This window comes from Stenotrophomonas sp. SORGH_AS_0321 (assembly GCF_031453215.1).
Classification (GTDB): Bacteria; Pseudomonadota; Gammaproteobacteria; order Xanthomonadales; family Xanthomonadaceae; genus Stenotrophomonas; species Stenotrophomonas chelatiphaga.
Window position 1 is genome coordinate 3923072 of sequence record NZ_JAVIZG010000001.1, and the last position, 17511, is coordinate 3940582.

The window sequence follows — 17511 nt, forward strand, 5'->3', positions numbered from 1 at the left end:
CCGATGACTGAGAACCCCCCACCTACCCCGCCGCAGCGCTCGCTGCGCTGGATCGTCCCGCTGGTCATCGTCCTGCTGCTGGTCGCGGCCAGCGGCTGGGGCTGGCATGCGTTCCAGCAATGGCAGGAAAAGACCCGCCTGCAATCGCAGGCCGATGCCGTGCGCCTGCAGGGTCTGCTGGACAGCGTGGACGCGCTGCGTCGCGACCAGCGTGCCGCCAGCGCGCGGCTGCAGGATGCGGCCAGCACCAACCGGGTGCTGCGCGATGAAGTGCTGGGGCTGGGCCAGCGCAGCGCGTTGATCGAAGAGAACCTGGCGCGGCTTGCCGAAGATGCCCGCCAGGACAGCCATGCGCTGCACGTGGACGAGGCCGAGCTGCTGCTGACCCAGGCCGCGCAACGGCTGGAGGGCGCCGATGACCTGGCCGGCGCGCGCCGGCTGTATGCGCTTGCCGCCACCCAGCTGGAAGACCTGCCTTCGGCCGATGGACTGAACCTGCGCCAGGCCCTGCTGCAGGAACGCAACGTGCTCGATGCCGCCGGCAACGGACCGCGCGCGGAGGTGCGCCAGCGCCTTGCGGGCTTCGCCGACGCGTTGCAGGCCCTGCCGCTGCACACCCCGGAATCGCCGGACGACGCCGCACGGGTGCGGCCATGGTGGGAGATCGCGCTGGCGCCGTTCGTGCAGATCACCCCGAGCCGCCTCAGCGGCCCGCTGACCGATGCCCAGCGCGTGGCCGGCGCCGATGCGCTGCAGGTGGAGCTGACCCTGGCGCGTGCCGCCGTGGAGCGCGGCGACAGCACCGCGCTGCAGCAGGCGCTGTACCGGATTGAACACGGGATGACCCGCTTGTGGCCGGATTCACCAGGCCTGCGCAGGCAGCGTGCTGAACTGCGTGCATTGCGCTCGGCGCCGCTGCGTTTGGGCGCACCGGAACTGGGCAGCACCCTGCAACAACTGCGCACCTTGCGAGATGGAGAGACCCCGTTATGAAGCCGTTGCAATCCCTGATCGTGCTGCTGTTGGCCGTTGCACTGGGCGTGGTAGGCGCGCAGTGGCTGGGCGCCAACACACTCAGCCAGTATGGCGAAGTGATCTTCCGCTACGGCGGCACGGATTACCGCAGCACCCTGCCGCAGGTTGCGCTGCTGGTGCTGGTGTCGCTGCTGGTGCTGTGGCTGCTGTGGAGCCTGATCGCCTCGCCGTTCCGCGCCTGGGGCCGCTATCGCCGCAAGCAGGGCCGCGTGCGCCTGGTCGATGGCCTGCAGGCCTATGAACATGGCCACTGGCAGCGCGCGGAGAAGCTGTTCGACGGCGCCGCACAGGACCAGGAAGTGACCGGCGTGGCGCTCGCCAATGCAGCGCGCAGTGCGCGTGCACGGGGTGACGACACCGCCAGCCAGACCTACCTGCAACGCCTGGGCGCGGCCGATGCCACCAGCCTGGCGCTGCTGCGTGCCGAGCAGCTGCTGGCCGACGATCTGCCGGTGGATGCGATCAATACGCTGGATGCGGCCAACCTGCAGCCGCTGCCGCCGCGCGGTCTGTGCGCTGCGCAGCGAAGCGCTGGCCCGCGCCGGCCGTGCCCACGAGGCATACGGTCAGCTGGGTGCGCTGCGCCAGAGCAAGGTGCTTCCCGCCGATGCCCTGACCACGCTGGAAGCCCGGCTGGCGGCACAGGCGCTGCTGGAAGCCGCCGACGTCAACGCGCTCGCGGCGCAGTGGGAAACCACGCCGAAGGCCCTGCGCGCCGACCCTGCGGTGGTCTCCGCCTATGCCGCACGTGCGGTGGCGCTGGACTGGGACGAGCCGGCCCTGCTGGCGCTGGAACAGGCACTGGACCAGCGCTGGAGCGATGAACTGGTGGAGCTGTACGGTGCGCTGCCGGCATCGCGGCTGGCGACCCGCGAATCCAACCTGGTGCGCTGGCGCCGGGTGCATGACGGTTCGCCGGCGCTGCTGCTGGCACAGGGGCGCGTGGCACTGGCACAGGGCCGCAATGAAGAGGCCGAGGTGTTGCTGCACGAGGCGATCGCCGCAGGCGCCGGTGCATCGGCATGGGAAGCGCTGGGCGCTTCGCTGCTGGCCCGGGGAGAGACGACGTTGGCCGCGCAATGCCTGGCCAACGCACTGCGCGAGCAGCGCGGCGAAGACAGCATCGCGCTGGTGCGCCCGGAGCCCGCCGTCGTGGTGGCCCCGCGCGCAACGGTGGAAGACCAGGTGATGACGCCGGTGCCGCCGGTGTACGACGCCGACCGGCCGCGCGACGACAACGGCTTCCCGCGCATTCCGTAGCGTTGAGGTAGCGCCGAGATCCTATGTTCTGGGTCAAGCACTCCCGAAGCGGATGTCGCCAATTCCCATCAGGGCGGGATCAAAATCCCGCCCGCTTTTGAACACGCCCCAGCTTATCCGCGCCAGTTTGCGCGCAAGAATGTTGAAGGCAGCCGTGCTGCTGTGGCCGCGTGCCCGGAGCGCTTCATACAAAGGCCTGCCCCCCTTGGCCCGGGTCAGGCCCATGGCCGCCATGTACAGCGTCTGGCGCAGGCCCGCGTTACCGCGTTTGGACAGGTGACACCGTCCGACCCGGGCACCTGATTGATTGGGGCGAGGATCCAGCCCGGTGCAGGCAACCCATGCATCAGCACTGGCCAATTTCCAGCGCGTGATGTGATGGGTCAGGCAGGCCGCTACGGTTGGACCGACGCCTGGAATGGTGAGCATCTGGCGATACAGATCGCCATGTTCACCAGCGCTGGATGCCTGCTGGATAGCGCGGTCCTGGGCCTTGATCGCCTCATCAATGGCGCGAAAAATGCCGGAAAACGTGCCCGTCTTCGTGGACTTGGCATCCAGCGAAAGCTGGATTTGTGTCCTGGCCTTGATCAAGGCCTGGCGCTGCTGGAGCAGCACATGCAGCCGCTCCTGCTGGGGGCTGCGCGATACGTATTCATGAAGCTCGTCGCCTTCCTTGGCCACATAGCGGGCAATGACCTGGGCATCACCGGCATCGGTCTTGCCCCGCTGGGCAACGCCTTTGGCGTAATGCTTGATATCACGGGGATTGAGCACAAATACCGTGTGGCCGGCGTGCTGGGCGTGCTGAACCAGCAGCTCGTGGTACCGGTTGGTTGCCTCCAGCCCGATCCGGCAACCGGCCGGCAGCTCAGCCAGCCACGCCTTGATGCTTGTAGCTGAATTGTCGATCCGGCGACTGCCTTCCACGCCGTGCACCGCCACCATCAAGGTCTTTGAGTCGACATCGACTCCGACATCCAAATGATCTGACATTTCCGCAACTCCCAGCTATTGTTGAAGGGCTGGGGTGGTACCGCACCACGTTGGCTTGCCTACATCGGCGGTCAAGGCCGCTAGATCCTTTATCGACGTTAAGGTGCGGGATGGGGATCGCTCGGCGCGTCTGTCGGCTGCTATCCGCAGATGTCATGTTGACGGTCCCTCCACCCTGGCCCTACTTAACCAGCTAGGGCCCGGAAGGAACATACAAGCCATGCTCGGCGTATGCGGCTCCCGGCTCGCCGAGCATGGCTCGGCGCTACCGGATCACGCGGGTCAGCGTTCGACGATCGCCACCACGCCCATGCCGCCGGCGGTGCAGATCGACACCAGCGCACGGCCACCGCCGCGCTCGGCCAGCTGCTTGGCCGCCGTGGCGATCACCCGCGCACCGGTTGCCGCGAACGGATGGCCGGTGGCCAGCGACGAACCCAGCGGGTTGATCTTTTCCGGATCGATGCGGCCCAGCGGGGCGTCCAGGCCCAGGCGGTTGCGGCAGTAGTCCTCGCTCTCCCAGGCGCGCAGCGTGCACAGCACCTGCGCGGCAAACGCTTCGTGGATTTCATAGATATCGAAATCCTGCAGGGTCAGGCCGTTGCGCTTGAGCATTTCCGGCACGGCCACGGTCGGGGCCATCAGCAGGCCCTCGCCATGCACGAAATCGACCGCCGCGACCTGCGAGTCACGCAGGTAGGCCAGCGGCTCGTGGCCGTGCGCGCGCGCCCATTCTTCGCTGGCCAGCAGCACCGCGGAGGCGCCATCGGTCAGCGGGGTCGAATTGGCAGCGGTCAGCGTGCCGCGGCCGGAGACCTTGTCGAAGGCCGGCTTCAGCGTGGCCAGCTTTTCCAGCGAGGTGTCCGCACGCAGGATGTTGTCGCGCTCCACGCCACGGAACGGGGCGATCAGGTCGTTGAAGAAGCCGCGCTCGTAGGCGGCGGCCAGCTTGCGGTGCGAAGACACCGCCCACTCATCCTGCGAATCACGCGAGATGTTCCATTCCTTGGCCATGTCTTCGCAATGGTCGCCCATGCTCTTGCCGGTGCGTGGCTCGGCCACGCCGGGGAACTCGGGCTTGAACTCTGAGAACTTGAAGCCGCGGGTCAGCGCGCGGATCTTGTCGCCGGTGCTCTTGGCCCGGTTGGCGGCCAGCAGTCGCGCGCGCAGCTTCTTGCCGTAGACGATCGGCACGTCGGAGGTGGTGTCCGAACCGCCGCCGATACCGGACTCGATCTGGCCCAGCGCGATCTTGTTGGCCACCGCGATGATGGTGTCCAGCGAGGTGCCGCAGGCGCGCTGCAGGGTGATGCCCGGGGTCAGCGGGGACAGCCCCGAGGACAGCGCGGCCTCGCGGCCGAGGTTCCAGTCACTGGAGTGCTTGATCACCGCCCCCATCGCCACTTCACCGAGCTGCTGGCCATGCAGGCCGAACCGTTCGACAAGGGCGCCGAGCGTACGTACCGACATGCCGAGGTTGCCGACATCCGAGTACGCGGTGTTCTGGCGGCAGAACGGAATACGGACGCCACCGAGGATGGCGACGGGTCGGGCGTTGGGCATGGACATACCTGGCATGGGATAGGGTGTCTGCAACATGGCCTGCACGACATGGCAGGCATAATGGTCCCAAGTGTAGCTGCCGCCCTGTGATGGGCCAACCGTGAAACCATGAGCAAAACCGACCCCGCCATGAACGCCATCGGCGTCCTGGCCCTTGAGCTCGCCGATGGGCAGTCGCCCACGCAGGCCGCACTCAGCGCCGACCAATCCGGCGAGCTGGCCGAGCGTATCGGCCGCGACCTGGCCAAGCTGGTGCCGCAGGCCAGCGCGCTGGACCTGGTGTTCGCAGCGGCGCATTTCGACCCGGCCGAAGTGCTGCGCCCGGGCTGGCCGATCCATCGCCGGCTGGAAGAGCTGCAGATGCGCGCGCCGGGCCGCAGCCAGGGCCCGCGCCTGCTGGCCTTCGGTGCCGATGCCAATGGCGATGTGCCGCTGCCGTTCCAGGCCGATGACACGCTGAAGGGCGGCGGCCTGCGCGTGCTGCCGTTCCTGCTGACCGGCACCGATGCGGCCACCACGGCGGCGGTGTCCGATGCGCTGGAAACGGTGCTGCTGGCCGAGGGCATGGCGCACGCCGACACCGCGCTGCTGGCGCAGAGGGCGTTCGGTGCGCGCGTGGAACATGCGCGCTATTTCACCGTGAACGATCTCGCGGCGATGATGTCGATGCAGTACGACAACCAGGGGCTGGCGGTGCTATGGCCGCTGATCGAGACGGCGATCATGGCGCCGGGCCAGGATGAGTGGCTGGATGCGGCGCCGGAGCCGTTGCTGCGTTATACGCAGGGCGAGGCGCGGATGGCGCTGTTCGATCCTGCGGGCTGGTGCACGTACTACGCGCACGGGCGCAATGACTGCGAGCAGTTGAAGGGCGTGTATGAGCAGTACCTGATGCGGCAGCGGCAGATGGCGGCGGTGTTGGAGGCGCATGGGGTGCCGGTGTTGTTCGTGCATTGCGAGGCGGGGCAGGATGCGCGGGCGTTGTTGGAACGGTGATTTTCTGCCGCTCGGCGCCGCTGTTTTCATGGGTTGAGGGGAAGGGCAGGCCAGTGCAGGACACGCCGTAAACCCGTCCGTGGGGGCTCGCTGTTGCCATCCATGGCAACAGACGGTCCTGCACTGGCCTGCCCTTCCCCTCCTCTGACAGATGGCGGTCGCCGGCGTCGGGGAGAAGATTTGAAAAGCAGAACGCCGGCTTTCGCCGGCGTTCCTGTTTGCGGGTTGCTGCGTTGTTACGAGGGGCTTATGGGGCTTTGATTACTGCGCAGGCGAGGCGGGCGCCGGCGTTGCCGGTGGGTTGGGTCTTGTAGTCGTCGGCGTCGGCGTGGACGATCAGGCCGCGGCCGATGATGTCGAAGCCGTCACCCTTGCCGATGTTGACGTTGGTCGACACCGGGGCGTCGATGGTCGCTACGCCTTCGGCGTTGGCGGTGATGTTGGGCATGTCGCCGCCGTGGTGCGGTTCGCTGGCGACGCTGCCGTGGTCCTGGGTGCCTGGATTGAAGTGGCCGCCGGCGCTGTTGCCGTCCGGCGCGCTGCAGTCACCCTTTTCGTGGATGTGGAAGCCGTGCTCGCTGCCCGGCTTCAGGCCAGTGACCTGGCCGGTGACGTGGACGCGGCCGTCGACCAGCTTGAAGCTGACCGAGCCCTTGGTTTCATTGCCCTGGGTCGGTGCCAGTTCGGCAACGGCGGTGGCCGTGGCGGCGGTGTCCGCAGTCGGGCCGGTCATCGGCGGCGGCGCTTCGGCCGGGGTGGTGGTGGCGGTGGCTTCGGCGGGGGTCGCCGGGGCGACGGTATCGGTCGCGTTTTCCGGCTGCTTGTTGCAGGCGCTCAGGCCAAGGGCGGCGACGGCAACGAACAGCGAAGTGTGGATCAGGCGCATCGGATGGTTCTCCATGTGACGGGGTGCAGGGCCTGCAGCCGGGGGCTACCGGGTGATGCGGATGAGGCCGCAGGCGATGCGTGCGCCGGCGTTGCCGGCGGGCTGGCTGCGATGATCGTCTGGTTGGGCGTGCACGATCAGTGCACGACCGGCGATGTCGTTGGCGGCGCCACCCCCAAGGGTAGCGCCTCGCAGGTGGATGTCGACGTTGGCCCGGCCCTGCGCATCGGCGCGCAGGTTGGGCATGTCGCCAAGGTGGTGCGGTCCGGTTCCCGGCGCGCCATGCGGCTGCTGGGTCGGGTTGAAATGATTGCCCGGCGCTGCTGGCATCCACGGCACTGCAGTCACCACGCTCATGCACGTGGAAGCCGGGCTGCTGCAACGGCTGCAGGCCGCCGATCACGCCAGTCACATGTACGCCGCCGGCTTCGGGCACCAGCGCCAGGCGACCGCTGACGATGCTGGCCGACGCCGGCGAAAGATTGCTCTCGGCCATCTTCGCGGTACTCACCACGCTTACCGCCACCGGCGGCGCAGCGGGCGGCGGCGGCGTGGTGCCGCAGGCAACCAACAACAGGCCGGCGGCAGCCGGCAGGATCAGGCGGATCGAAGACATCGTGGACTCCTTGCGACGCACGTTACGGTCCCCCCTGTCCACGACGCATCAACGCCATGTGTGGACCGTGCACAGGGAGCTTTGGAAACAGGTTCAGTGACTGCCACGCCGGCGACCGGCGCCCAGCTTGCGGGTCAGCGTGTTGCGGCCCAGCCCCAGCCGTGCGGCCGCTTCGGCGCGCCGGCCGTGGGTGATCTGCAGGGCGGCGTCCAGCAGCGCATGGTCGACGCGCTCGCGCACCTGCGCGTGCAGGCCCTCGGCCCCTTCGGCCAGCCGTTGCCGCGCCCATTGCGACAGCAGTGCCTCCCACTGGCTGGGATCGCCGCTGCCGGTGCGGGCGCTGCTGCGCGGGCCGCCCCGGTTCAGGGCCATCTCCACGTCAGCCGCGCCGATGGTATCGCTGGCGGCCAGCGCAGCCATACGCCAACAGACGTTTTCCAGCTCGCGCACGTTGCCCGGCCAGTCGTGCTCGCGCAGCGCCTGCAGTGCGGCAGCAGTGAGCCGCTTGGGCGCACCATCGAGCTTGTGCGATGCCGCTGCCAGGAAGGTGCTGGCGAGCTGGGCGATATCGTCGCGGCGCTCACGCAGCGGCGGCAACTGCAGGCGCACCACGTCCAGCCGGTGCAGCAGGTCGGCACGGAAGCGCCCCTGCCCGACCAAGCCTTCCAGGTCCTGGTGGGTAGCGGCGACCACGCGCACGTCGACATGGATCAGTTCGCGGCCGCCCACGCGGAAAAATTCGCCCTGGGCCAGCACGCGCAGCAGGCGCGTCTGCAGGGCCAGCGGCATGTCACCGATCTCATCCAGGAACAGGGTGCCGCCGTCCGCCTGCTCGAAGCGGCCGACATGGCGCCGTTGTGCACCGGTGAAGGCACCGGCTTCATGGCCGAACAGTTCGCTTTCCAGCAGCTCGGCCGGAATGGCAGCGGTATTCAGCGCAACGAACGGCGCGCGCGAACGCGGCGATTCGCGATGCAGCGCACTGGCCACCAGCTCCTTGCCGGTACCGGTTTCGCCGGTGATCAACACCGCCAGCGGCGCCTGCGCCAACTTGCCGATGGCACGGAACAGGGCGCGCATCGGCGGGGTATCCCCCACCAGCTGCGGCGCCTGGTCCGGTTGGCCGGCATCACCCGGTTCCGCATCGTCGGGCAGCAGTGCCTCGGCGCCCGGCAGCGCGCGCCGTGCCAGCGCGACCGCATCGTCCAGGTCGAACGGCTTGGACAGGAATTCGTGCGCGCCGCCGCGGAAGGCACCGGCGGTGCTGGCGACGTCGGTATAGGCGGACATCACGATCACCGGCAGCTGCGGGTGCGCTGCCTTCAGTTTGTCCAGCAGCACCAGGCCATGGTCGCCCGGCATCCGCACATCGGTGAACAGCAGTGCCGGCACCGGCTGCCGGGCCAGCGCGTCGAGCGCGGCGGCGGCGCTGTCGAAACCTTCCACCTGGTAACCGGCATCGCGCAGCGCGGTGCACAGCACGAAGCGCACGGCGCGGTCATCGTCGACCACCCAGACCCGTTGGCCGGCGTGGGCGGGCTGCGGGGCGTCAGTCATGGGCCACGTCCTCATGGGGGGCGCCGCTGCGGATCGGCAGCAGCAGGGTGAATACGGTATGGCCCGGCCGCGAACGATAGGTCAGCGTGCCGCGGTGTTCGCGCGCCACCTGCTGGGCCAGCGCCAGGCCCAGTCCGGTGCCCTCGGCGCGGCCACTCACCAGCGGCAGGAACAGGTGTTCGGCGAGCTCTTCGGGCACGCCGCGGCCGTCGTCGGCGATTTCCAGCCGCAGCGCAAGCGGGTGGAGCTGCTCGGCGATGCGCACGCCATGTTCCACCCGCGTGCGCAGGGTGATGCCACCGGCCCCGGCCTGGATGGCATTGCGCACCAGGTTCCACACCGCCTGGCTGAGGCGATCGGCATCTCCATTGATTTCCGGAATGCTGGGATCGTAGTCGCGCTGCAGCCTGACCGCCCAGCCGGCCTCGCTTTCGGCCAGGCGCAGCACCTGCTCCAGCGCAGCGTGGATGTTCAACGTGGCGTGCGGGGCGGCCGGTGCCGGCGACAGCAATTGGTCCAGCAGGCTGTTCAGGCGCTCTATTTCGGTCCCGATCAGGTCCACCAGTTCGCGCTCGTCGGCATCGCGCTGGGCGATCCGGCGCGCCAGCAACTGGGCGGCGCCCTTCAATCCGGCCAGCGGGTTGCGCAATTCGTGGGCGAGCCCCTTCAGCGCCGCGCTGAGCGCGCTGGGCAGGGCCTGGGTGGGGTCCAGCCCGGGAAATTCATCCACCGGGTGGGCTTCCAGCAGCCAGCCGCCATCATCCAGGCGGCTCATCCAGCCTTCGGCAAAACGGGCGCCATCGCCCGGCAGGGCAAGCGCCAACCGATGCAGGCGCAGACTGTCGCGCTCGTCGCGGGCAAGGAAATGGGCCAGCGCATCACCCTGTGCTTCCAAGGCCACCAGCGGCTGGCCGACCAGGCGACGCCCACTGACCCCCAGCCAGCGGGCGAAGGCCGGATTGCAGCCGGTTATGCGCCCACCGGCGTCGGCCCAGGCGACCGGCGTGCCGAGCTGTTCGATGACGGGGGGCGGCAGGGACGCAGTCATTGCACCAATGTAGTGCAAAACGGCGGATTGATGGACGTGGCTTGGGTTGGAAAGACGAGCGCATCACCGAGGGATGCGCCCGTCGGCGGACGACGTTGGTTACGGCGGGCAGGCTGCGCCCGTGAAGAAGTCTTTCCCTTTGAGCAGCGCGGCAGGCGTATGGCCGTGCGACGGGGACCAGTAATAGACGGAGTAGTTCACCCGCATCGGGTCAGTGATGCCGTGCAACGCATAGAAAATCGTCTGCCGCGTGCTCGCCTGATTGCTGTCGTTCGGTCCGCGGAATCTGTACGTCGCACCGCTGTCCACGCTCGCCCCCTCGACGAAGCTGTAAGCCGGCGTCGGGAAGGTACGCGGCCTTTCCCATCGTAATGTGATGCTTTTGTTGTCTAAGTCCCATTTTTCCAGGCAGAAATGGGTAGGAGGATGATTGCCAGATCCGCTGTTGAAGCTTCCCGTGAAGGTGGCCAGTTCTTCGCCGTCGCGCGTGGCATAGGCCGTGAGAACGTACGTGTAGTCCTTCATGGGTTCGAGCCCGGCCATCCGCTCGCCGGGCCGTCCTTCGCGCGGCGATGGCTCACCGCTGAGCTGGACTTTGATCCAGCCCACTGGTTTGTCCCGTCGCGTGTCGCCAAACAGGAAGCTGACAGCGACCTCGCCGGCTGGCGTGGGCTGGACCACCACCTCTGGCGCGAATACCTTCACCAGTTCGACCGTGCGCAGCGGCTGCCTGGTTATCCTGTTGTCGGCAGCCTGGTACACCCTGAGCGCGTTGGCGCCCAGATCGATGTCCGCGGTCATGAACGTCTTCCGGAACGAGGCACCGGAATCGAAGACATTGGTGGTGTCACCAATCATCCGCCCTACACCCACTGAATGCGTATGCCCATGGAAGATGGCAAGCACGCGATGATCTGTGACCAGTTTTGCGAACTTCGCCCGCGCCGCATCTGCCTCGGGACCTTTCCCGTAACCCATGGGCGGACGGTGCATGTTGATGACAATCAACTTGCCCGCCGCCTTGGCCTTTTCGAGCTCTTCCTCCAGCCAGTCCAGTGATTGGGTGATCTTGAAGGTATAGGTTTTCGGAAGGACGGTGCTGGTGAACTCGACCGAGTAGAAGTAGTGGTTGTGCAGCTGTATGAATTTTACGTCGCCGATGGTCTTGCTGTAGGCGAGGCTGCCAATGTGCTGTCGAAACAAGCCGTCGTCACGTGTTCGATAGTCGAAGGAATCAAGCCCCCAGCTTTTTGTTGCCGCATCAAGGTGATAAATGGAATCGCGCGCGCATCCGTTGTTGTAGCAGCCTGAGCCATCGGACTGCCGTATGTTGTTGTCGTAGTCATGGTTTCCCAGCCCCCAGTATCGATCAGGCACAAGGCGATGACCGAGGTCGGCGAGCATGAATTTCCATTCGTCACCGTGTCCGTACGCCGTGACATCGCCGTTGAGGAAGACCGGTGTTCCTTTCGGGTGCAGCGACAGCCATGAGGCAATCGCCTTGGTTTGTGCCCTGAGCGTGGGGCCGGGGTCGGGGTTCCTGCCGTCGTCAAACCATTCGTACTGCGTGTCGGAGTGGACCAGGAAGGACTGGTCCGCCGCCAGCACGGCAGCCGGGGGGAGCGCGAGGCAAAAAACGACGGAAAGGCAAAGCGCGCGCGGGACTGGAGACTGCATGGTGGCACACCGGGGTGGCAGGCGGAATTCGCCTGCAACCAGCCTCGCAAGGGGGTGACGCACGCCCCATCAGCGCGTGCCGCTGTGCCCAATCAGACAATCTCTGGCGCACCGATCAGGGCGTACCGGAGGCGTCCCGTGCCTTCTTCCACGCACTCTCGAATTCGCGGGCGCTGATCTCGTCGTCTTCGTCGAAGTCAAAGAAAGACAACGGCTGGTCGGCCAGCGCGAAACGGTCGTCGCTCTGTCCGGTGGCATCAGCCCACACCACCCGCAGGCCGTAGACCTCCACCTGGCGCACGATCTTCTCGCCGCGGGCTTCCATCAGCACGTTGCCCTTGCCCAGGTCCGATTCGGCCGGGTGCTTGTAGTACTTCTTGGCGGTGTTCATGAACTGTCCTACCCGGGCCAGCTGCCCGGAAATCTGGAAAAAGGGCGCTGAGTTTGCCTCAGAGCGCTGGTTGTTGCTGCAGCAGCAGCGAATGCAGGATGCGCGCATCTTCGGCATCCAGCACGGCCGGCAGGTCGTCGCGGCCGCGGAAGCGACGATGGAAGGCACCCACGGCGGCATCGCGGTCGTCCAGCGGATAACCGAACGCGGCCAGCGCCTGCCAGGCATCGAAGCCGGCCGGCGGCAGTCCATCGGCAGCGCGTGGCCAGAGGCCGAAACCGGCCTGCGCCAGCTGCTGCCACGGGAAGAAGCGGCTGGGGTCCTGCTTGCGTGAAGGCGCCAGGTCGGCATGCCCGATCACCTGCGACGGCGGGATCCGCAGGCGGCTGCTGAGATCCTGCAGCAGCACGATCAACGACTGGACCTGCGCCTGGCTGAAAGGCGTGTCACCGTCGTTGTCCAGTTCAATGCCGATCGAGGCGGAGTTCAGGTCGGTGATGGTGCCCCAGCGTCCCGGCCCGGCGTGCCAGGCGCGGCGATCATCGGCGACCAGCTGGTAGCGCCTGCCGTCGGCGCCGATCAGGTAATGCGCGCTGACCTTGCCCCCGCTGTTGGCACTGCGCAGGGTGTCCAGGCTCTGCTGCACGGAGTGCTGGTCGGTGTGGTGCAACACGATGATCACCGGCATGCGCGCGTTGTGGTTGGCCGATGGCACCCAGCTCGCCAGCGGATTGCGCTCTTCCACCGGCGCGCCGGCGCAGGCGGCCAACAGCGCGCAGGAAAGCAGCAGGGCCAGGGGGCGTATCATCGTCATGCCCCGATTGTACCCATTAAAAAACCGGCGGCCCCCGGACCGCCGGTCACGGCGCATGCAAGCGCCATCAACAAGTTGTTCTGCAGAAAGCCGTGGATCAGACCTCGTAAGCGGACTCGCCGTGCGAGGTCACGTCCAGGCCGGTACGCTCGGCTTCTTCGGTGACACGCAGGCCGACCAGCGCCTTGACCACCAGCAGGATCAGCGCGGTCACCACGGCGCACCAGACGATGGTGAAGGCGACGCTGACGAACTGCACCCATACCTGGTGGCCGATATCCAGGTCGGCCTTGGTGCCGCCCAGCGACTGCGCGCTGAACACAGCGGTGAGCAGTGCACCGACGATGCCGCCGATGCCATGCACGCCGAACACATCGGCGGTGTCATCGACCTTCAGGAGGCGCTTCAGACCGGTGACGCCCCACACGCAGAGCGCACCGGAGACCACGCCGATGACCAGCGCGCCCATCGGGCCGACGGTGCCGCAGGCCGGGGTGATGCCGACCAGGCCGGCGACCGCGCCGGATGCAGCGCCGAGTGCGGACGGCTTGCCCTTGGTGATCGCTTCCACCAGCGTCCAGCCCACCACCGCCGCGGCCGTGGCCAGGATGGTGTTGAGGAAGGCCAGCGAAGCCACGGTGTCGGCGGCAGCGGCCGAGCCGGCGTTGAAACCGAACCAGCCCACCCACAGCAGCATCGCGCCGATATAGGTGAACACCACGTTGTGCGGCTTCAGCGCGGTCTGGCCATAGCCGATGCGCTTGCCGACGAAGTACGCGCCGACCAGGCCGGCCACGCCTGCGTTGATGTGCACCACGGTGCCGCCGGCGAAATCGATCGCACCCATTTCGCCCAGGTAGCCCCCGCCCCAGACGATGTGCGCCATCGGGATGTAGCTGAGGGTGAACCACAGGATCGAGAACAGGATCACCGCCTTGAACTTGATGCGTTCGGCGAAGGCGCCGACGATCAGGGCGGTGGTGATGCCGGCGAACGTGGACTGGAAGGCGACGAACAGGTAATCCGGCAGGCCGGCGATCGGCGTGTTGCCGACCGAGTCGGGCGAGAAGCCCTTCAGGAAGGCGAACTGGGTGAAGGAGCCGAAGAACTGGTTGCCTTCGCTGAACACCGCGCTGTAGCCGTAGGCCACCCACAGGATGATCACCAGCGAGAACACCACCAGGATCTGGCTGAGTACGGACAGCACGTTCTTTGAACGCACCAGGCCGCCATAGAACAGGGCCAGGCCCGGCACCACCATCAGCAGCACCAGCAGCGTGGAGGTCAGCATCCAGGCCACGTCACCGTGGTCGAAGGTGGGTGCGGCGGCCGCTTCGGCCACCGGGGCGGCGACCGGCTCGGCAGCCAGCGGCTCGACCGCCACTTCTTCGGTCGGCACCGGGGTGACCTGTGCCTGGGCGTGGGCAGTGCCCGGGAAAGCGCCCACGGCCAGTGCGCTGAGCAGCATCATCAGGCACACCAGATGGAACCGGGCTTGCCACCCGGCGAACAGTCGAATCTTCATGCGAGGGATCTCCGAGTGGGTTACAGCGCGTCCGCGCCGATTTCGCCGGTGCGGATGCGGATGACCTGTTCGACAGGCGTGACGAAGATCTTGCCGTCGCCGATCTTGCCGGTACCCGCTGCGTTCTGGATCGCTTCGATCACCGCGTCGGTACGTTCGTCGGTCACCACGGTTTCGATCTTGATCTTCGGCAGGAAATCGACGACGTACTCGGCGCCGCGGTACAGCTCGGTGTGGCCCTTCTGGCGACCGAAGCCTTTCACTTCGGTCACGGTGATGCCCGACACGCCAGCGTCGGAGAGGGCCTCGCGGACCTCGTCGAGCTTGAACGGCCGGATGATGGCGGAGATCAGTTTCATGCGCATATCCCGATGGTGGATGGGTCCACGGCGGATGCAGGCCGTGGCGTCTGCAACCACGGGCCACCCCATGGGGTGGCCGTGGCTGTTGCGCCGAACGTGGTCTGGGCCCTGGCGGCTGTGTCTCTCTCCAAACACAGCCAGCGACGCGGGAGGGAGGTAGGCCCATGACGCGCGTCCGGTCTCTCTTGCCCCTGAACGGATGGAACACTTCCTACAGCGTTGCAGGCTTCATCCCTGCCGGCTCCCCAGCCGGAAAAGATGCGGCGATGACGAAGGTGGGAGGGGTATCCTCCGCCACCGCCGCGCGTGCTCAGCTGGCGTAGTACAACTGGTATTCCAGCGGGTGGGTGGCCGCACGGAACTTGGTGACTTCCTGCATCTTCAGCGCGATGTAACCGTCGATGAAATCATCGTCCATCACGCCGCCGGCCTTCAGGAACTCGCGGTCCTTGTCGAGCGCTTCCAGCGCCTGGTCGAGCGAGGAGCAGACCTGCGGGATCAGCTTCTCTTCTTCCGGCGGCAGGTCGTACAGGTCCTTGTCGCTCGGTGCGCCCGGGTCGATCTGGTTCTTGATGCCGTCCAGGCCGGCCATCATCAGCACGGTGAAGGTCAGGTAGCCGGACTGGATCGGATCGGGGAAGCGCATTTCAATGCGGCGCGCCTTCGGGTTGGTCACGAACGGGATGCGGCACGAAGCCGAACGGTTGCGTGCCGAATAGGCCAGCATCACCGGCGCTTCGAAGCCCGGGACCAGGCGCTTGTAGCTGTTGGTGCCGGCGTTGGCGAAGGCGTTGATCGCCTTGGCGTGCTTGAAGATGCCGCCGATGTACCACAGCGCCAGCTGGCTCAGGCCCCCGTAGCCGTCACCGGAGAACAGGTTGGTGCCGCCCTTGGACAGCGACTGGTGCACGTGCATGCCGCTGCCGTTGTCGCCGACGATCGGCTTGGGCATGAAGGTCGCGGTCTTGCCGTTGCGGTGGGCAACGTTCTTGATCACGTACTTCATGCGCAGCAGTTCGTCGGCCTTCTGCACCAGGGTGCTGAACTTGGTGCCGATCTCGCACTGGCCGGCAGTGGCCACTTCGTGGTGCTGCACTTCCACTTCGATGCCGACCTGTTCCAGCGTCTTGCACATTTCCGCGCGCAGGTCATGCAGCGAATCGGTCGGCGGCACGGGGAAGTAACCGCCCTTCACGCCCGGACGGTAGCCGCTGTTGGCGCCGTCATACTTGGCACCGGTGTTCCAGGCGGCTTCTTCGGAATCGACCTTGAAGAAGGTGTTGCCCATGTCGTTGGCGAAGCGGACCGAATCGAAGATGAAGAACTCCGGCTCCGGGCCGAAGAAGGCCTGCTCGGCGATGCCGCTGGACTTCAGGAAGGCTTCGGCGCGCTTGGCGATGCCGCGCGGGCAACGGCCGTACGGCTGCATGGTGGCCGGGTCGAGGATGTCGCAGCTGATGACGATGGTCGGGTCGGCGTAGAACGGGTCCACGTAGGCGCTGGACGGATCCGGCAGCAGGACCATGTCCGATTCGTTGATGCCTTTCCAGCCGGCGATGGAGCTGCCGTCGAACATCTTGCCTTCTTCGAACAGCGACGCTTCGATGATGCTGACCGGGAAGGTGACGTGCTGCTCGATGCCACGCATGTCCACGAAACGCAGATCGACGAACTCGATCTGGTTGTCCTTGACCAGCTTCTCAACGTTTTCAACGGACATCGGGTGGAACCTCGGTTGGAATTGAATGCCTGGGATTACCAGAGCAATGTCCGTGCCAACTTCTGCACCCTCACAAGCCTTTGATTTGCATGAGCGTACGCCTGAATGGTGCACAACAAAACGCACCATCGTGGTGCGTTGTCAGCACCGCGCACTGGCTTGGTGCATCAGGAGATGGTCTATCCTCTTCGGCACCTTTCATTGCCCATCCCACTATCCTTCTCCATGTCAGACCTGCTCTCCGCCCTGCTGCTGGGCATCCTTGAAGGCGTCACCGAGTTCCTGCCCATCTCCAGCACCGGGCACCTGCTGATCGCCCAGCATTGGCTGGGCGCGCGCTCGGACTTCTTCAACATCATCATCCAGGCCGGTGCGATCCTCGCCATCACCCTGGTCTTCCGCCAGCGTCTGTGGAGCCTGGCCACCGGCCTGCACCAGCGCGAGAACCGCGACTACGTGATGAAGCTGGGTGCTGCCTTCCTGGTGACCGCGGTGGTCGGCCTGCCGGTGCGCCTGGCTGGCTGGGAACTGCCGGAAACGGTGAGCCCGGTAGCGTGGGCGCTGATCATCGGTGGCATCTGGATGCTGCTGGTGGAGGCCTATACCGCACGCCTGCCTGATCGTGACCAGGTGACCTGGACGGTGGCCATCGGCGTGGGCATCGCGCAGGTGGTGGCCGGTGTGTTCCCGGGCACGTCGCGCTCGGCGTCGGCGATCTTCCTGGCCATGCTGCTGGGCCTGAGCCGCCGTGCAGCGGCCACCGAGTTCGTGTTCCTGGTCGGCATCCCAACCATGTTCGCGGCCAGCGCCTATGCGTTCCTGGAACTGGCCAAGGAGGGCAACCTGGCCAGCGAAAACTGGACCGACGTCGGCGTGGCCTTCCTTGCCGCGGTCGTCACCGGCTTCGTCGTAGTGAAGTGGCTGCTGGGCTACATCAAGTCACACAAATTCACCGCCTTCGCGGTGTATCGCATCCTGCTCGGCGCGGGACTGCTGCTGTGGTTGCCTGCCGGCAACTGAATGCGGCGCCAGGCGCGTGACCCCACCCGGCATGCGCACCCGTTC

At 66.6% G+C, this 17511-nt stretch carries 17 protein-coding genes and 1 pseudogene; 6 read left to right on the forward strand and 12 right to left on the reverse strand.

The window, feature by feature from the left end:
- Window positions 1-3: 3 nt before the first annotated feature.
- Genes QE373_RS17710 through QE373_RS17720 form a run of 3 tightly spaced genes read left to right on the forward strand, consistent with a single transcriptional unit; the run spans window position 4 to window position 2295 of the window.
- Window positions 4-993, forward strand: a complete 990-nt coding sequence (locus QE373_RS17710; protein WP_309689138.1) for a uroporphyrinogen-III C-methyltransferase — start codon at window positions 4-6, stop codon at window positions 991-993.
- Window positions 990-1859: a heme biosynthesis HemY N-terminal domain-containing protein gene (locus tag QE373_RS17715; RefSeq protein WP_309689140.1), complete on the forward strand. Its 870-nt coding sequence runs from the start codon at window positions 990-992 to the stop codon at window positions 1857-1859. Before QE373_RS17710 ends, QE373_RS17715 begins: the two co-directional genes overlap by 4 nt.
- Window positions 1762-2295 carry a hypothetical protein gene (locus QE373_RS17720; protein ID WP_309689143.1) on the forward strand — a complete coding sequence of 178 codons (534 nt, stop codon included), beginning with the start codon at window positions 1762-1764 and terminating at the stop codon, window positions 2293-2295. The genes QE373_RS17715 and QE373_RS17720 overlap by 98 nt, the downstream gene beginning before the upstream one ends.
- Before the next feature lie 33 nt (window positions 2296-2328).
- Here QE373_RS17720 and QE373_RS17725 read toward each other — a convergent pair whose 3' ends face one another.
- Both QE373_RS17725 and QE373_RS17730 read right to left on the reverse strand, forming a co-directional pair.
- Window positions 2329-3291, reverse strand: a complete 963-nt coding sequence (locus tag QE373_RS17725) for a transposase (RefSeq protein WP_309683122.1) — start codon at window positions 3289-3291, stop codon at window positions 2329-2331.
- A gap of 282 nt (window positions 3292-3573) precedes the next feature.
- Window positions 3574-4869 (reverse strand): acetyl-CoA C-acetyltransferase, encoded by a 1296-nt coding sequence (locus QE373_RS17730; RefSeq protein ID WP_309689145.1) that lies wholly within the window; start codon window positions 4867-4869, stop codon window positions 3574-3576.
- Between the two features lie 93 nt (window positions 4870-4962).
- Here QE373_RS17730 and QE373_RS17735 point away from each other — a divergent pair, with 93 nt between their 5' ends.
- Complete coding sequence (locus QE373_RS17735; protein WP_309689148.1) at window positions 4963-5850, forward strand: hypothetical protein; 888 nt, start codon at window positions 4963-4965, stop codon at window positions 5848-5850.
- A 247-nt stretch (window positions 5851-6097) separates the two neighbouring features.
- Here QE373_RS17735 and QE373_RS17740 read toward each other — a convergent pair whose 3' ends face one another.
- A complete protein-coding gene (locus QE373_RS17740; RefSeq protein ID WP_057509248.1) occupies window positions 6098-6736 on the reverse strand; it encodes a superoxide dismutase family protein in 639 nt (212 codons plus the stop codon).
- Between the two features lie 45 nt (window positions 6737-6781).
- Window positions 6782-7232 (reverse strand): annotated as a pseudogene (locus QE373_RS17745) (superoxide dismutase family protein).
- Here QE373_RS17745 and QE373_RS17750 point away from each other — a divergent pair.
- Window positions 7195-7452: a hypothetical protein gene (locus tag QE373_RS17750; RefSeq protein WP_309689928.1), complete on the forward strand. Its 258-nt coding sequence runs from the start codon at window positions 7195-7197 to the stop codon at window positions 7450-7452. The pseudogene QE373_RS17745 and the gene QE373_RS17750 overlap by 38 nt on opposite strands.
- Here QE373_RS17750 and ntrC read toward each other — a convergent pair.
- The 8 genes from ntrC to glnA form a co-directional block, all read right to left on the reverse strand.
- Window positions 7446-8909 (reverse strand): nitrogen regulation protein NR(I), encoded by a 1464-nt coding sequence (ntrC, locus tag QE373_RS17755; RefSeq protein ID WP_309689153.1) that lies wholly within the window; start codon window positions 8907-8909, stop codon window positions 7446-7448. The genes QE373_RS17750 and ntrC overlap by 7 nt on opposite strands.
- Window positions 8902-9957 carry an ATP-binding protein gene (locus QE373_RS17760; protein ID WP_309689155.1) on the reverse strand — a complete coding sequence of 352 codons (1056 nt, stop codon included), beginning with the start codon at window positions 9955-9957 and terminating at the stop codon, window positions 8902-8904. The genes ntrC and QE373_RS17760 overlap by 8 nt, the downstream gene beginning before the upstream one ends.
- A gap of 99 nt (window positions 9958-10056) precedes the next feature.
- A complete protein-coding gene (locus QE373_RS17765) occupies window positions 10057-11634 on the reverse strand; it encodes a metallophosphoesterase (RefSeq protein ID WP_309689157.1) in 1578 nt (525 codons plus the stop codon).
- A 115-nt stretch (window positions 11635-11749) separates the two neighbouring features.
- Window positions 11750-12025 carry a hypothetical protein gene (locus QE373_RS17770; protein ID WP_309689158.1) on the reverse strand — a complete coding sequence of 92 codons (276 nt, stop codon included), beginning with the start codon at window positions 12023-12025 and terminating at the stop codon, window positions 11750-11752.
- 58 nt (window positions 12026-12083) lie between these two features.
- Window positions 12084-12839 (reverse strand): N-acetylmuramoyl-L-alanine amidase, encoded by a 756-nt coding sequence (locus QE373_RS17775; RefSeq protein ID WP_309689167.1) that lies wholly within the window; start codon window positions 12837-12839, stop codon window positions 12084-12086.
- 97 nt (window positions 12840-12936) lie between these two features.
- On the reverse strand, window positions 12937-14364 hold the full coding sequence (gene amt, locus QE373_RS17780; RefSeq protein WP_309689170.1) for an ammonium transporter: 1428 nt from the start codon (window positions 14362-14364) through the stop codon (window positions 12937-12939).
- A 20-nt stretch (window positions 14365-14384) separates the two neighbouring features.
- On the reverse strand, window positions 14385-14723 hold the full coding sequence (locus tag QE373_RS17785) for a P-II family nitrogen regulator (protein WP_042614733.1): 339 nt from the start codon (window positions 14721-14723) through the stop codon (window positions 14385-14387).
- Between the two features lie 313 nt (window positions 14724-15036).
- On the reverse strand, window positions 15037-16446 hold the full coding sequence (gene glnA, locus QE373_RS17790; protein ID WP_057509241.1) for a type I glutamate--ammonia ligase: 1410 nt from the start codon (window positions 16444-16446) through the stop codon (window positions 15037-15039).
- 225 nt (window positions 16447-16671) lie between these two features.
- On the opposite strand from glnA, the gene QE373_RS17795 reads away from it, so the two are divergent.
- Entirely contained in the window at window positions 16672-17466 is a 795-nt protein-coding gene (locus tag QE373_RS17795; protein ID WP_309689176.1) for an undecaprenyl-diphosphate phosphatase, read from the forward strand.
- The last annotated feature ends 45 nt before the right edge of the window (window positions 17467-17511 follow it).

Coding starts and splice junctions, on each gene's coding strand:
- QE373_RS17710 (WP_309689138.1), top strand. CDS start 4: ATGACTGAGAACCCCCCACCTACCCCGCCGCAGCGCTCGCTGCGCTGG.
- glnA (WP_057509241.1), bottom strand. CDS start 16,446: ATGTCCGTTGAAAACGTTGAGAAGCTGGTCAAGGACAACCAGATCGAG.
- QE373_RS17785 (WP_042614733.1), bottom strand. CDS start 14,723: ATGAAACTGATCTCCGCCATCATCCGGCCGTTCAAGCTCGACGAGGTC.
- QE373_RS17760 (WP_309689155.1), bottom strand. CDS start 9,957: ATGACTGCGTCCCTGCCGCCCCCCGTCATCGAACAGCTCGGCACGCCG.
- QE373_RS17715 (WP_309689140.1), top strand. CDS start 990: ATGAAGCCGTTGCAATCCCTGATCGTGCTGCTGTTGGCCGTTGCACTG.
- QE373_RS17765 (WP_309689157.1), bottom strand. CDS start 11,634: ATGCAGTCTCCAGTCCCGCGCGCGCTTTGCCTTTCCGTCGTTTTTTGC.
- QE373_RS17770 (WP_309689158.1), bottom strand. CDS start 12,025: ATGAACACCGCCAAGAAGTACTACAAGCACCCGGCCGAATCGGACCTG.
- QE373_RS17775 (WP_309689167.1), bottom strand. CDS start 12,839: ATGACGATGATACGCCCCCTGGCCCTGCTGCTTTCCTGCGCGCTGTTG.
- QE373_RS17730 (WP_309689145.1), bottom strand. CDS start 4,869: ATGCCAGGTATGTCCATGCCCAACGCCCGACCCGTCGCCATCCTCGGT.
- QE373_RS17750 (WP_309689928.1), top strand. CDS start 7,195: ATGCTGGCCGACGCCGGCGAAAGATTGCTCTCGGCCATCTTCGCGGTA.
- ntrC (WP_309689153.1), bottom strand. CDS start 8,909: ATGACTGACGCCCCGCAGCCCGCCCACGCCGGCCAACGGGTCTGGGTG.
- amt (WP_309689170.1), bottom strand. CDS start 14,364: ATGAAGATTCGACTGTTCGCCGGGTGGCAAGCCCGGTTCCATCTGGTG.
- QE373_RS17795 (WP_309689176.1), top strand. CDS start 16,672: ATGTCAGACCTGCTCTCCGCCCTGCTGCTGGGCATCCTTGAAGGCGTC.
- QE373_RS17740 (WP_057509248.1), bottom strand. CDS start 6,736: ATGCGCCTGATCCACACTTCGCTGTTCGTTGCCGTCGCCGCCCTTGGC.
- QE373_RS17725 (WP_309683122.1), bottom strand. CDS start 3,291: ATGTCAGATCATTTGGATGTCGGAGTCGATGTCGACTCAAAGACCTTG.
- QE373_RS17735 (WP_309689148.1), top strand. CDS start 4,963: ATGAGCAAAACCGACCCCGCCATGAACGCCATCGGCGTCCTGGCCCTT.